The sequence below is a fragment of the Desulfosporosinus metallidurans genome (assembly GCF_001936615.1).
GTDB lineage: Bacteria > Bacillota > Desulfitobacteriia > Desulfitobacteriales > Desulfitobacteriaceae > Desulfosporosinus > Desulfosporosinus metallidurans.
In genome coordinates, this window is record NZ_MLBF01000002.1 from 139,346 (window position 1) to 153,591 (window position 14,246).

General features: G+C 42.2%; 14 protein-coding genes and 1 tRNA gene. 3 read left to right on the forward strand and 12 right to left on the reverse strand.

All coding sequences use genetic code 11. From position 1 onward, the window contains the following. Nucleotides 1–3: 3 nt before the first annotated feature. The 10 genes from DSOL_RS02005 to DSOL_RS02050 form a co-directional block, all read right to left on the reverse strand. Nucleotides 4–621: a DedA family protein gene (locus tag DSOL_RS02005; RefSeq protein WP_075363211.1), complete on the reverse strand. Its 618-nt coding sequence runs from the start codon at nt 619–621 to the stop codon at nt 4–6. 58 nt (nt 622–679) lie between these two features. Beyond that, the gene (locus DSOL_RS02010; RefSeq protein WP_235838667.1) at nt 680–1,285 is read right to left on the reverse strand and encodes a DedA family protein; all 606 of its coding nucleotides are present in this window, start codon (nt 1,283–1,285) and stop codon (nt 680–682) included. Between the two features lie 196 nt (nt 1,286–1,481). Further along, nucleotides 1,482–2,942: a SpoVR family protein gene (locus tag DSOL_RS02015; RefSeq protein WP_075363212.1), complete on the reverse strand. Its 1,461-nt coding sequence runs from the start codon at nt 2,940–2,942 to the stop codon at nt 1,482–1,484. A gap of 58 nt (nt 2,943–3,000) precedes the next feature. Continuing rightward, nucleotides 3,001–4,137: a sporulation protein YhbH gene (gene yhbH, locus DSOL_RS02020; protein ID WP_075363213.1), complete on the reverse strand. Its 1,137-nt coding sequence runs from the start codon at nt 4,135–4,137 to the stop codon at nt 3,001–3,003. Nucleotides 4,138–4,155: 18 nt separating this feature from the next. Beyond that, nucleotides 4,156–6,057: a PrkA family serine protein kinase gene (locus DSOL_RS02025; protein WP_075363214.1), complete on the reverse strand. Its 1,902-nt coding sequence runs from the start codon at nt 6,055–6,057 to the stop codon at nt 4,156–4,158. Between the two features lie 153 nt (nt 6,058–6,210). Continuing rightward, nucleotides 6,211–6,420 (reverse strand): hypothetical protein, encoded by a 210-nt coding sequence (locus tag DSOL_RS02030; protein ID WP_075363215.1) that lies wholly within the window; start codon nt 6,418–6,420, stop codon nt 6,211–6,213. 246 nt (nt 6,421–6,666) lie between these two features. Next, entirely contained in the window at nt 6,667–7,995 is a 1,329-nt protein-coding gene (glnA, locus tag DSOL_RS02035) for a type I glutamate--ammonia ligase (protein WP_075363216.1), read from the reverse strand. A gap of 127 nt (nt 7,996–8,122) precedes the next feature. Continuing rightward, complete coding sequence (gene cobO, locus DSOL_RS02040) at nt 8,123–8,656, reverse strand: cob(I)yrinic acid a,c-diamide adenosyltransferase (RefSeq protein ID WP_075363217.1); 534 nt, start codon at nt 8,654–8,656, stop codon at nt 8,123–8,125. Between the two features lie 2 nt (nt 8,657–8,658). Further along, nucleotides 8,659–9,186, reverse strand: a complete 528-nt coding sequence (locus DSOL_RS02045; RefSeq protein WP_075363218.1) for a hypothetical protein — start codon at nt 9,184–9,186, stop codon at nt 8,659–8,661. A gap of 124 nt (nt 9,187–9,310) precedes the next feature. Continuing rightward, complete coding sequence (locus tag DSOL_RS02050; RefSeq protein WP_075363219.1) at nt 9,311–10,561, reverse strand: tetratricopeptide repeat protein; 1,251 nt, start codon at nt 10,559–10,561, stop codon at nt 9,311–9,313. Nucleotides 10,562–10,740: 179 nt separating this feature from the next. Here DSOL_RS02050 and DSOL_RS02055 point away from each other — a divergent pair, with 179 nt between their 5' ends. Both DSOL_RS02055 and DSOL_RS02060 read left to right on the forward strand, forming a co-directional pair. After that, nucleotides 10,741–11,004, forward strand: a complete 264-nt coding sequence (locus DSOL_RS02055) for a hypothetical protein (protein ID WP_427854369.1) — start codon at nt 10,741–10,743, stop codon at nt 11,002–11,004. A 124-nt stretch (nt 11,005–11,128) separates the two neighbouring features. Then, a complete protein-coding gene (locus DSOL_RS02060) occupies nt 11,129–11,920 on the forward strand; it encodes a polysaccharide deacetylase family protein (protein ID WP_075363220.1) in 792 nt (263 codons plus the stop codon). Between the two features lie 11 nt (nt 11,921–11,931). On the opposite strand, the gene DSOL_RS02065 is transcribed toward DSOL_RS02060, so the two are convergent. Together DSOL_RS02065 and DSOL_RS02070 are read right to left on the reverse strand one after the other, a co-directional pair. Continuing rightward, on the reverse strand, nt 11,932–12,936 hold the full coding sequence (locus DSOL_RS02065) for a tetratricopeptide repeat protein (RefSeq protein ID WP_235838668.1): 1,005 nt from the start codon (nt 12,934–12,936) through the stop codon (nt 11,932–11,934). A 103-nt stretch (nt 12,937–13,039) separates the two neighbouring features. Continuing rightward, nucleotides 13,040–13,894, reverse strand: a complete 855-nt coding sequence (locus DSOL_RS02070; protein WP_075363343.1) for a YitT family protein — start codon at nt 13,892–13,894, stop codon at nt 13,040–13,042. Between the two features lie 213 nt (nt 13,895–14,107). Here DSOL_RS02070 and DSOL_RS02075 point away from each other — a divergent pair. Next, nucleotides 14,108–14,183, forward strand: a tRNA-Arg gene (locus tag DSOL_RS02075). The last annotated feature ends 63 nt before the right edge of the window (nt 14,184–14,246 follow it).

The window sequence follows — 14,246 nt, forward strand, 5'->3', positions numbered from 1 at the left end:
CAACTATTTGTCTTCTAGGTTAGCTCGTCCTCGTTTTACACTATAAAGATAGATCAAGAACACGACAATGGCCAGCACTATGCCACCCCGAACCAAATAACGATGCAAAACAAGAGTAATTTTTTGCCAATGAACTCCGAGAATTCGCCCAAGAGTAATAAACGTTATAGCCCAAAGAAAAGCACCCATCGCTGCTAACGCTGCATAACGTCCATAATTAAGTCTACTCATCCCGGAAAAATACGCAGTAAAATGACGGAATCCAGGAAAGAAATACCCTATCACGATAAGCCGGTCGCCAAAACGCTGAAACCAATGTTCAGCTCGGGCGATCTTTTTTTCATTGAAATGAAGGTAGGGTGCGACCCTATGTAAAAAGGGAATTCCTAGGCGCCTTCCAATCCAGTAACTTAGGTTCATACCTAGGAAACTGCCAAAAGTGGCAAAAAAAAGGGTTTTCCCAAAGTTCATATGTCCCAATGAGGTTTGGAACCCACAAAACGTCATTAAAAATTCGTCAGGTACCGGTATACCGATCATACCACCAGTGAGTAGTAGTAATATACCCCAATAACGGTAGTGATAGATCAATTCTGTCACATAGTGCTCTAGTCCATGCATGCCCTACCTGCCTGCCTTCCTCTATCCTAATGATACCAAAACCTTGGAGAGATAAAGATCAGCGTCTGCGATGTTTCCACAGTGCAAAAATAAGCACGAAAACAATGGCCCCTCCAACGACGACGTCTGCACGATGAAAATAAGGCTTAAGTGAATCCCAATTTTCCCCCAATTTCTGGCCCACGAAAATCAAAAAAGTGCACCAGAGAAAAGCACCCGTCACAGTGTAGGTTGACATTTTCAGCGGGTTCATTCTTGCAATACCAGCGGGTAGAGAAATAAACGTACGTACGATGGGTAACATTCGGCCTACAAAAACAGTTACTTCCCCATGTTGTTCAAATAACCGCTCAGTCCAAGCCAGTTCTCGTTCATTGATAAAGATGTACCGCCCATACCGCTTAAGGAAAGGTCGTCCTCCCCATACGCCGATATAATACGCAACAAGTCCGCCAAAGAGGTTTCCAAGAGTTGCCGCAATGGTAGCTTGCCAAAATCCAAATTGCCCTGCATAGACCATATACCCTGTAAACGGTAGAATAATCTCACTTGGCAGGGGAATACAAGCACTCTCTATGGCCATGGCGAAGAAAACTCCAACATAGCCAAAGGTTGAAATCATATGTACCACAAATTGTCCTAAATTAGTTAAAATCGCTTCCAAGAGCAACCTCCTCACTTAATCCTATAACTTATTAAGATTATCATTTCCGTTGGTATTTTACCATAGACCTGTTCCCTTTGCCAATTCACTCTACTCAAAAATATTTAAGTACTGCTAAGTAAAACGCGAATCAAAGCAGACGCAATACTGACATCTGCCTTGATTAAGAGCGTATTCTTTATTTTTCGCTATATCCTTATTGCTCAGAATCTCGAGTTACCTGATGACGACTGACTAGCCCATTGAAAGATTCGTAAATTACCTTCTTCGAATCTACTACAGTTTCTAACACGACCGATTTACCCCATAGAGACTGAACAAGAGCAAGAGTCTTCTCGAGATAAACGAGATCGAGATCAACTCCTTCATGGCGATGTTTAAGATAAAGCCCGCCTTTACCCTCATAATCTCCCTCTAAAACGACTATTCGAGGATGCCCTCCATTAACGAGTTGCTGTACTAGATTATCTCTCACTTTCTCCCATTCATTGTCCGTAACCTGCCAGTGAGCACCGACTTTCCGAAAGTTAAACAAATTTAGTTCTTCAACTAATTCACGGCTCAGATGATTACGGATGAATGAAAGATCATTTTCTGTTTCACGTAGTTCAAAAAGTTCATTAAGGGGTTTTACTTTCGCCAAGTCTTCCCATATCTTTACTCCCAAATAATATGGGTTCAGTCCCATACGAGAAGGCTGTACAACTTGACTATGCATCAGCGCGAATTCGAGGGATTCAGCATCTGTAAGATCTAGTTCTCTCATAATTCTGGCATGCCAAAATGTCGCCCATCCTTCGTTAATTATTTTTGTCTCGATTTGGGGATAGAAATAGAGTGATTCTTCACGAACTATACCCACAATATCTCTTTGCCATTCTTCGAGCCCCGGCGCAAATTTAATAATATAGAGCAAAAGGTCTTCATACTCCTGAGAGGGAAGATTTTCAGTTTCATCTTCCAATAAATCTCCCCATAAATCTTCATAGGGTATAGACGCCTTTTTTTTCCGGGTCTTCAATTGGGACCCCTTACGTTGTTCGTTTATCGTTACACAGGATTGACTCCCAGTACATAAACTGCCCTGACACCTGCGCCCTCCGTCTTTAAATGGCACTTTGACCTTTGGGGCATTTTCCATTTTACGACTGGTTCCAACATGGGATCGATAGTCCACATGTTCTTGAATAGCTAGGACCGCATCTAAGGTCTGTTCAACCCATTCTCTGCCATATCTCAATTCATATTCGCGAATTTTCTCGGCATGCGCGGACATACGCTCAACCATGTCTTTAGGGGTGCGTGAAAAATAGTAATTGTTCTTAAAGAAGTCAACATGGGCATAGACATGACCGATTACGAGTTTGTTTTGGGTTTGATGATTTCCTTCTAACAAAAAAGCGTAGGCTGGATTCGTATTAATGACGAGTTCATAGATCCGGCTCAAATTCAAATCATACTGAGTTTTCATTCGGTAAAAAGCTTTTCCGAAGCTCCAGTGAGTAAATCGCACCGGCATTCCATACGCGCCAAACGTATACAATGCTTCAGCTGGAACGATTTCAAAATTTACAGGATAGAAATCAAGCCCCATGCCACGGGCCACTTGAGCAACATCTTGCGCTATGGCGTTTAAGACATGCACCTCATTGTCCATGACTTTCCCCCTACCTATTCCGTTCCTAGTGCCCAGTTAAGACACTCTTGCCGTCGTCTTATGAAAAGACTGTTTTGAGAGCAACGTATACCTCGTTTCGGTCCCTGATCGTCACTAACCGGAGTTTCGGATCAGTAATACGTTTTAACGTAGCCATTAAGGTGCTGGAATAGTGTGTTCTCAAGATCTCACCGTAGCCGACGACCTGACTCACTTCAACCAACTGTTTCATCAAAGACAATGCTCTTGAATTGTCCGTTCCGATATTATCACCATCTGTAAAATGAACTGGATAAATATTAAAATGGGCTGGTGGATATTCGTTTTCAATTAGCTCTAAGGCATACTTATACACTGATGAACAGCGAGTTCCCCCACTCTCCCCGCGCGTAAAGAATTCTTCCTCAGTCACTTCTTTTGCTTCAGTGTGATGTGCTAAAAAACGGATCTCCACATTTTCATACTTTATACGTAGGAAACGAACCATCCAGAAAAAGAATGTTCGAGCAATATATTTTTCAAATTGTCCCATCGAGCCAGAGGTATCCATCATTGCCAAAATTACTGCATTAGTCTCAAAATTCGGACGTGTCTCCCAAGTCTTAAAACGCAAATCTTCCGGAGAAATTCTTAAGCGAGCCTCCTTATTCTTCTTTTGCGAAAAGGCCTGCCTCTTGATACTTTCCAGCAAGGTACGTTTCTTATCTACATTCGCCATTAACCCTTTTTTACGAACATCGTTAAATTCCGGACGATCATGTGCAATAAGCGGTCGTTTTTTATCATCCAGATTGGGTAACTTTAATTCTTCAAAGAGAATATTTGCCAAATCCTCATACGTTACTTCTGCTTCATAGATATCTTCACCAGGTTCTTCACCAGCACCACTCCCTGCAGCACCTTTGCCCTTGGCCTGTTCACGCCCTAAAATTTCGCCCGGAACCATTTTTTTAGTTCCTTGACCGGTATGATTTTTCTTTTTCAAATCATACCGGAAATGGAATTCTTCTAGGGAACGCATGGGAATCTTAGTGCTTTTTTTACCACCAGATAAAATAATGCTTTCATCAACAATTAGATCGCCCAGTTGTTGTTTAATGACTTCTTCAACTTTCTCCTTGTGCCTCGTTTGGTCCAGATACCCTTTCCGATGCAAACTCCAGTCATCACGATTTACTATGATTTCATCTGCCACACTTATCCCCCTTCCTCTCTAACGGTTAAGGAGGGCCCCGACATACTTCACAATCTCATTGGCACAGATCGGGCAATATCCGTGCTTATTGACGAGACGATCCATAACATTGTTGACTCTCAATAATTGGTCTTGATCCGGATGATCGACAGAGGTTGTAATCTTGACAATATCCTTAAGATCAGCAAACAATTTCTTTTCAATGGCTTCTTTCAACCGTTCATGAGATTCATAGTTAAAGACTTTTCCCTTCCGGGCATACATTGAGATCCGAATAAGAATTTCTTCGCGAAAGGTTTTTTTAGCATTTTCTGAAACACCGATTTGTTCTTCAATGCTGCGCATTAATTGTTCATCGGGAGCTAACTCTTCACCGGTGATGGGATCATACAGCTTAGACGAATTGCAATACGCCTCAACATTATCAAGATAATTATTCAAGAGTGATTTCGCAGATTCCTCGTACGCATAAACAAACGCCTTTTGAACTTCTTTCTTGGCCATTTCGTCATATTCACGGCGTGCCACGGCTATTAGGTTTAGAAGGTCTTCTTTTTCATCTTTCGCTATCGAGGTGTGCTGTGAAAGCCCGTCTCTCAAAGCCCTCAAAATATCTAGCGCATTGATACACGCATGCTCATCTCGTATTAAGGCTGTAGAAATTCGGTTGATCACGTAGCGTGGATCTATACCACTCATGCCTTCTCCGAGTTCTTCTCCCTCCATAGTCAACTCTTTAATATCCTTTTGATTAAATCCTTCTACATCTTCCCCGTCATAGATCCTCATCTTCTTCACAAGATCCATCCCTTGTTTTTTCGATGGCTTCAAGCGAGAAAGGACGCTGAAAACAGAGGTTGCCCATAAGCTATGAGGTGCAATATGCACATTTTTGATGTCACTTTGGCTAATTAACTTTTCGTAAATTTTAACTTCATCACTGACACGAAGATTATAGGGAATGTGCATAACAATAATCCTTGATTGCAAGGCTTCGTTTTTCTTATTCGAAATGAACGTTTGATACTCATTTTCGTTAGTATGGGCTATGACAAGCTCATCAGCCGAAATCAAGGCAAAACGTCCGGCTTTAAAATTCCCTTCCTGTGAGAGACTTAGAAGATTCCAAAGGAACTTTTCATCAGATTTTAGCATTTCCTGGAATTCCATCAGACCTCTATTGGCCTTGTTTAGTTCCCCGTCAAAACGATAAGCGCGCGGATCTGATTCTGATCCGTATTCAGTGATCGAAGAAAAATCAATACTTCCCGTCAAGTCAGCAATATCTTGCGACTTAGGATCTGAAGGAGTAAAGGTGCCCACTCCTACCCTTTGCTCTTCCGAGAAAAGAATTCGTTTTACAGGAAAACGTTCAACTTCACCCCCAAATTCTTCATCCAATCTCAACCGACAAACTGGACATAGATTTCCCTCGATACGGATTCCGTACATCTCCTCAAATTGTGGACGTAAAGACACTGGCAACAGATGCAGAGGATCCTCATGCATGGGGCATCCGTCTATAGCATAAACTGCTCCTTCCTCAGTTCTCGTGAATTCTTCGAGCCCACGCTTTAATAAGCTAACGATGGTCGATTTACCGCCACTTACTGGTCCCATTAACAGTAAAATACGTTTACGAACATCCAACCGCTTTGCAGCACTATGGAAATATTCCTCAATTAGGCGTTCTAATGTTTTATCTAACCCAAATAGTTCCTTGTCAAAAAATTTGTATTTTTTCTGATCTCCGATGGTTCCAACCCCGGCTGCTCTGATCATGGCGTAGATTCGAGCATGAGCATGTAGTGCCAAGTTAGGATTTTTCGTAACCATTTGCAAATAATCCGTAAACGTACCACTCCACGCCAGAGCAGCCTCTATCTCGCGATATTCACGCAACCACTTTATGACTTCCATGGTAGCCCTCCCTTCTCCTACATCAACAAGACCTACCGGCATATAATTAAGTATATGCCTTGCATTAGAAGATAAGGCATATACTTAATTTTCTTTTACTGGGAAAAATAAAAGAACACCTCCCTTGAGATGTTCTTATCAATCGGAAAAATATTAGATTTTTTCCAAATCCCAAGGATCGTAAGCGAATTCACCAGGTAAAATATCTAAACGCGCCACGATATAGTCCCCAACCTCATCACGATCAACACGAACAACCGTTCCAAGACAGTTGTTACTTGTAGTAACCCGGTCTCCGACCTGAAATTGTCGTTTGCGGCGATGGGAAGAGCCCGTTTCTGATTCACGATTTCTCGCAAACATTATATAACACCCTCCCTTTTAGAAACTTACTTACTCTAGCTTTATGTAATAGTAACATAGCCCACCCAGAAAATCTATAATGAATTTAGAACATTCACACTTCATATTTTCTATTTATTCTGGGTTGCCTCGTTTATTCCTGTATTTCATTCCTTCATAATCGATAATAGCTATTACCATTGAGATGGAACAAGATTGAAAACAATTAGCAACATAAGAGCCTAGCGACGCTAGGCTCTTAACAACTCAATACATGTGTAAATAACGATCCAGTTCCCACTGTGTGACAGTAACTCGGAAACTATCCCATTCCTCAGATTTCGCCTCAACAAAGCGATGATAGATATGACTGCCCAGTGCCTCTTGAATGACAGGGGCTTTACCGAGTTCATCCAAGGCTTCTTTCAAACTTCCCGGTAGAGAAGTAATCCCCAGTTTTGCACGTTCCTCACTGTTCATAGCGTAAATGTTTAAATCAACTGCAGGCGGTGGTATAAGTTTATTTTTAATCCCGTCTAGCCCCGCTTTAAGTTGGACGGCGATGGCCAAATACGGATTACAGGCTGGATCCGGGCTACGCAGTTCTATGCGGGTTGAAGCGCCTCTTTTGGCTGGTATACGAATGAGTGGACTCCTATTTCGTCCGGACCAGGCAATATAACAAGGTGCTTCATAACCTGGCACAAGTCGTTTATACGAGTTGACTGTTGGGTTGGTGATGGCCGCAAAAGAAGGGGCATGCTTCATGAGGCCTGCAATATATTGGTAAGCAATTTCGGAAAGCTCCATCGAATCACTAGGATCATAAAACGCATTTTTGCCATCTTTAAAAAGCGATTGATTACTATGCATACCAGATCCGTTAATGCCAAAAATAGGCTTCGGCATAAACGTAGCATGTAAGCCATGATGCTGTGCTATAGTGCGTACAACAAAACGAAAGGTAGCAATTTTATCGGCGATATCCAGGGCATCGGAATATTTAAAATCAATCTCATGTTGTCCAGGCGCCACTTCATGGTGAGATGCTTCAATTTCGTAGCCCATTTGTTCTAACGTTAACACCATATCACGACGCGCATTCTCTCCTAAGTCAATAGGCGTTAAGTCAAAATAGCCGGCTTTGTCGTGCGTAATCGTTGTAGGACGCCCTTCAGCATCAGTATGGAAGAGGAAAAACTCCAATTCCGGGCCCACGTTCAAGGTGTACCCCATTTCAGATGCTTCTGCTAAGACTCTTTTCAGCGCACTGCGCGGGCATCCTTCAAATGAGGTTCCATCCGGGTTATAAACATCACAAATAAGTCGAGCGACCCCCCCTTCCTTGGGACGCCAAGGAAAAACGACAAAGGTATTTGGGTCCGGACGCAAATACATATCCGATTCTTCAATACGCGCAAATCCTTCAATCGAAGAACCGTCAAACATCAGTTCCCCATCTAAAGCCTTTTCCAGTTGTTCTATCGTAATTGCTACATTCTTAAGAATCCCAAATATGTCTGTAAACTGTAACCTAATAAACTTAACACCTTTCTCATGGGCTTCCCGCAAAACGTCATCATTGGTCATCATCATTGCACTAGCTCTCCCTTCGATTTTTCAAAAAAGTCCATGCGTCACCCCCATTGGCTCAGCATGGACAACATTGTCCTAAACCTTATAAGGATAGTATATCCATTGTTATTCAAATTTACAATGTACCTTAATACTCAATTCCAAGACGCGCCATTATTCCCTTTTCAAATGGATGCTTTTTTAAAACCATTTCTGTCACTAAATCTGCTTTTTCTATCAATAACTTTGAAGCATTGCGACCTGTTAAAACTAATTCTACGTGGGGTGGCTTCTTATCGATTAATTCTAGGACTTCGCTTTCGGGAATTAGCTCAAACCAAAGCGCGTTAACAATTTCATCTAGAATAACAATATCCCATTCCCCCGAAATAATGATTTCCTGCGCTCTTATGAAGGCCTTGCGTGCTTCAAGAATGTGTTCCTCTTGGAGTTCTCCTTTGCGAACCCAGCCCTGCCCTCCAAAGTGCTCTAGTTGGCATTCTGGCCGCAAGCGTTTCAGACCTTCTAGCTCTCCGTAATCATCCCCCCCCTTCATAAACTGTATAATGTAAACCCGAAAACCATGACCCACTGCACGTATTGCCAAACCAAATGCAGCGGTTGTTTTTCCTTTGCAATCCCCAGTGTATACTTGTACCAAGCCTTGTGAAATATTTGTCATCATTACACCTTCCGTATCCATTTTTCCAGTTGTGGATGTATATAAACAACATTGGGGGAAATTAAGATTTCAGGAAACCTCTCTAGGCTTTGTCGATTGAAGGAAATAGAAAAGAACAACTTGATAGACGACTTCTCATCGGTCGCTCTCAATTCCACCTTATCGGGGTAAAGATAGTAGGAATAATTCCCATCGCGCCATGAAATTTCAACTTCCCCAAGTTTCACACGGATTATTCCGAATTCCTCAACTTTGACGGCTTCTACGCCTGTAAACGATTGTCTAAGATATTCCGCTTCCAATGCAACCTGTCCAACTTTAAACTGGGATTCCAATAGTTGTTCAACGATGAGACGGGCAGGGATAGAGATATCTTCGAAAACCCGGCGTTCACTCCTTAACTCATTTAGGAGTTGCTCAAATTTTTGGACATGGATCGAACGAATTTTTTGAGCCTTCTTTAAAGCTATTTCAAAATTATGATACACGTCTTCCAAACATTCAAGGAGTGCCTCGTCCTCTTCACGCATGTTGGTTTATCCACCTCCTCACCTTTAACCCTTCTTCTTGGAAAGACATTCTATAAGGCTATTCTATCTGAACGATACTCATTAATAAAGTCTACTTTTCATAATATTTCGGTAGTCAACCCGTTTATTTCTTTTCGCGCAGACGTTTTGATACTCTCTGAACTCTCAGCTCAATCCAATTTGTCGTCATCTTAGCCTTTCTTCCGATTTCTAACGCCTTCCAATAACATTCTAAGGCATCCCTAAAACTCCGTCGTTTTTCAAAAACCTCAGCTAATCGAACCAAAGCGTCAAGTTCAGACCCTTCATGGAATTTCGATTTGTCATTTGATTGGAGTGAGTCTTCCTTTCGTTCCTTGATTTCTTTAAGGGCGGACAAAGCCTCAAATACTTCGCCAATTCGCAACTCATCACCAATAGATTCAAAGAGACTTTGTGCTTTTAAATAATATAGTTCTGCCTTAGCCAAATCCATAGATAGAAAGAATAAACCTGCTAAACTTTGATAACGTAAGGCTAAGTCCAAATCCTGTCCAGGATATAAGCTTATAGATAATTCAAGGTAATGTTTCGCTTCCTGATAGTTTTCTAATAACTGCTCAATTTTACTCAGAAAAAAGCAACTTTCACTGAAGGCATTCTGATCGTCAAATTTTAAACAGAGGGCAACCGCCCTTTGTTGACATTCAAACGCTAAATGCATTTCGTTTTGATCGAAGTAAATTAAGGCTAGATATTGAAGCGTATTGGACAGAGCAATCATATCAGCGATATGGGCAAAAATCTGGCATGCATGCTTTAAACTTCTTAACGCTTCTGCTTTTTCCCCTTGTCTAAAGGACAATTCCCCTAACAGTACATCCAACTCTCCTTCCCCTTTCGGGAACCCGTTTAACCGGCAAATTTTTCGTGCCTGTGTGTATGCTTTCTGAGCTCTGCTACCCTCTTCCAGTCTAGCATAAACTTGACCCAAATCTGCATAGAGCATCCCCAGCCTTAGCGGTGGAGATGCGCTCGGATAAACCGATATTGCTTGCTCATAGTCCCTACAAGCTTCCTGAAGCATTCCCTTTTTAACTGAAAGGCTAGCTAGGCCAGCCCACGCTTCAGCCATCCCTTTCGCATTTTGGAGCTCAAGGCAAATACGCAAGGCTTCTTTGAAACCCTGTTCTGCTATGTCCAACTTTTCTAAGCGAACTCTCACTGTCGCCAACAGTCTCAACGTAAATGCAATAATTTCAGGGACGGTTAATTGATATGCTATTAAGAGACCCTTAGAGAAGTAATCTTCTGCATCAAGGTATTCTTCTTCCCCCAGACACTTTGTTCCATCCTCCATTAGGTTCCGCCAAACGGATAATTCACTATCGTACATATTATCGCCTCCGTGTCTGCTCCATAATATGCACGAGTTGATTTATTGGGCATATCGTGTTGTGTAAGTTTGTGGATGACAGTTTTGTTAAGAGACAGAAGAACTTTCTGGACGAACTAGCTTGTAATCTAGACATAAAAGTCGAAATATGATAATCTAATTCTAAGAGGGGGGGTGTTTTGACCTTGAATACTTATCGTCCAACTCAATCTTCAAATTATTGGATGGTTGCACTCAAACTTCTCATACTCATTCTGGGTCTCTATCTCTCTGCCATGGTCTTAGGAAAAGTATTCACGTGGGTGTTTGCCATTGCCTTCTTTTTAATACGATTTATTGTTTTTGTCGGTGTCTCTTTTACAGTCCTTCATGTATTCCTGAAATTTCTATTTAAAATTGATCTTTTCCAGTTTGTAACGGGCAAACGATTCATCCAACGGTAATTTATCTAAGCTTCCAAATTTAATTTTATAGAACATATTTAAAAACGCCTTAATAGGCGTTTTTTTGTATTACTCTCATATCAAGCAATTTGATGAATATCCTTTACTCAAGGAGGAATGCCAAATGCGAATTATAATTTTCAAACGTCCATCATGGCGTAATATTGCCCTCTGGGGAATCCTATTATTCGTCTTGTTTGCTTATCGTGAGAATGTCACATCAGTATTTTCCGGAAAATTAAAACCCATTTACTCTGCCAGCGTCAATACCCAATCTATTGGACTGACCTTTGATATCAGTTGGGGAGAAAAGACAGCAGAGCCAATACTTGATATTCTAAAAAAGGAAGGGATTCATGCCACCTTTTTCCTATCGAGTCCTTGGGCCGACAAACATCAGTCACTTGTTCAGCGAATGGTAGCTGAAGGTCACGAAATCGGATCACATGGAAACCGCCATATTGATCTTAATACCCTAGGGGAGAGCGAAATAGAACATGAGATTATCACTGCCCAACAAGTACTAGAACGGATAACGGGTCAGAATGTCCGATTAATCCGTGCACCCAACGGAGCCTATAATAACAGGGTCATAGCCACCGCCAATAAGCTAGGATACCGAGTAATCCAGTGGAGTGTTGATTCTCTAGATTGGAAGCGACCAGGCCCAAGTGCTGTCGTAAATAATGTGCTTAACGGAATACGCTCAGGAGGCGGGGCAAAAGCAGGAGACATTATTTTATTTCATGCCTCGGACTCGGCTCCAGATACGGTCCAAGCCCTGCCTACCGTCATTCAACATCTCAAAAGCAAGGGGCATACTTTACTCCCAGTCGGGCAATTACTTTCCGAAGCCAATAGTACTTGGCCACCGGAAAGTAATTTAAAGGAAAAACCCCTCACCCCTCCAAAATAAAGAGCTTGATTCTACGTTTTGGCGACAACAGATTGCAAGACTTTATCGGCCTTTTGTCGCTCTGCGACTTGTTCCAACGCTTTTTGTACGTCCGCTTCTACTCCAGCGTCAAGCCCACTTTTCAGTGCGCGTTCGAGTAAATTCTTCCCCTCCTGCAACTGGCCTTTATGTAATGCTTGTATCCCATTTACGTAGTAGATAGTGGCCTCTCCACGAGGAAGCTCTTTGAGAGTGGATAGGGTATCCGTCAACTTCTGCAAATTATCTTCACGTATCGCGAGGACTGCTCTTTTTGTTTCAAATAACGTAGTCTTAGGCCGCCAGGTTTGCGAATCTATTGTGTTACTTAGCTCTAGTGCCTTGGTCCATTGCCCTTCCTCTATGGCTATGTCCATCTCCATAGAAAGGCAGGCTGGATTTTGGGGTTCAAGGCTCTGAGCTACCTGGAACTCAGACTGTGTAGAAGGATGATCCCCTAAGATCATTGATGCTTGAGCCAGTGTCAAATGCCTCAAAGTCTGCTCATGGCGAGATAAGGTTTCCCAGCCAACATCTGTCTTAGTCAACAAACGACGCGACTCCTCTGCATTTCCTTTCACCAAAGACAGTAATCCTCGCCCTAACTCACCCGCTGGTGTATTCCCAAGTTCACCGATAACTTTCTGAGCCTCAGTCATTTTCCCTGCTTGCATATCGAGAAGAAGCAGCCAAAATTGATGCTTTTCGTCGTGATACACTGCCAATTTAGACTCCAAGTCCGTACTCCCGATGTTTAGTTCAAGCCATAGTGTGGCATCTTTTATCAATCCTAGTTTAGTTAAGAATCCCCCATGAACTTCTAACCACTGAAGTTCCGCTTTAACCTTTGGAACGTCGTAAGCATTTTCTGCTTGTCTCAAACGCTCCATTCGCCAAGCAAAAGGCCCAACGATTAGCAATAAAATAATCGAAACCAAAAGCAAAAACGTGGACTGCCGACGTCTTCTTTGACCACGTTTGAGCGGCCGTTTTGTCAATTCTATCCCTCGTTCCCAACCTAGTCTTATAAAGACTTCCCCGAGAAGGTCTCTATCCTAAACTCTATAGTTCCATCTTCAATTTGGTGCATTCTTGAGTACATCAATGTCCTTTCCAAGATGAAAAGCCTTCCCCGACAACTTCCGGCACTTCTGAGATGGCCAGAAACGCCTGTGGATCTTGATCATGAACAATCTCTTTAACTTGAGACAATTCGGTGCGGTTTATAACGCAGTAAACAACCTGTTTAGCCTCACCTGAGAAGGCCCCCGTCGCTTGAAAAAGTGTAACCCCTCGCTCAAGCTTGGCCATGATTTCCTCTGCTATTCTCTGAGGTTGCGTGGTCACCACCATAACCGACTTCGAGTGACTCAAGCCTTCCTGTACCAGATCGACGACATGCGTGGCAATGAACATATAAATCATAGCATACATAGCCATCTCAGGTCTAAACAAAACGGCAACCACAAGGAAGATAACCGCATCAATTCCAAGTAATATTTGCCCCACACTAAAGTTTGTTGTTCTAGCAAAGAGTACCGCTAAAATATCAGTTCCACCAAGTGACCCTCTGGAACGGAAAATAATTCCCATCCCAATTCCTGAAAGCACTCCTCCGGAAATGGCGGCTAGCAACGTATCATGAGTTAATGTCGGAAGATGTGCAGTAAGGGAAAGCGTAACTGAAAGTACTCCTACACCAATGACACTTAAAGCTAAGAATTTTCGCCCCACCAAACGAAGACCCAAAACAAATAGTGGTAAATTAAGCAACAAAACAGTCCAACTGACTGGCCAATGAAATAAGTAATGCAAAATGATGGCAATTCCCGTGACCCCGCCGTCAGCAATTTGATTGGGAATAATCAGTGTATTGATACTGGCACTAACTATCGCGGCCCCCATTAGTATACCTAGAAAATGTTTCAACAATTGCCACGTAAAAATCTTACGCATATGTCTCCAGCGCAATCGAATCCCCCATTCAAAAAATCGTTCTCCACGCAATCGCTCATCCATGTTGAATTATACTGCAGAGTCCATGAAGAGACAACTTATTGACTTTCGAAGGCATTAATAAACCATTCTGCATTAAAACAAGTATAATGGACATCTTATAAGGCTTGACAAACTACTCATTATTGAGTAAAGTAATAAATGTTCTCTTAAGCGCTCGTAGCTCAGTGGATAGAGTGACGGTTTCCGAAGCCGGAGGTCGCAGGTTCAAATCCCGCCGGGCGCACCATAATGTTACTTTAACCACAACGTTGTTGTGGTTTTGTTAATATGTAGTAAATTGCTTTTTTCT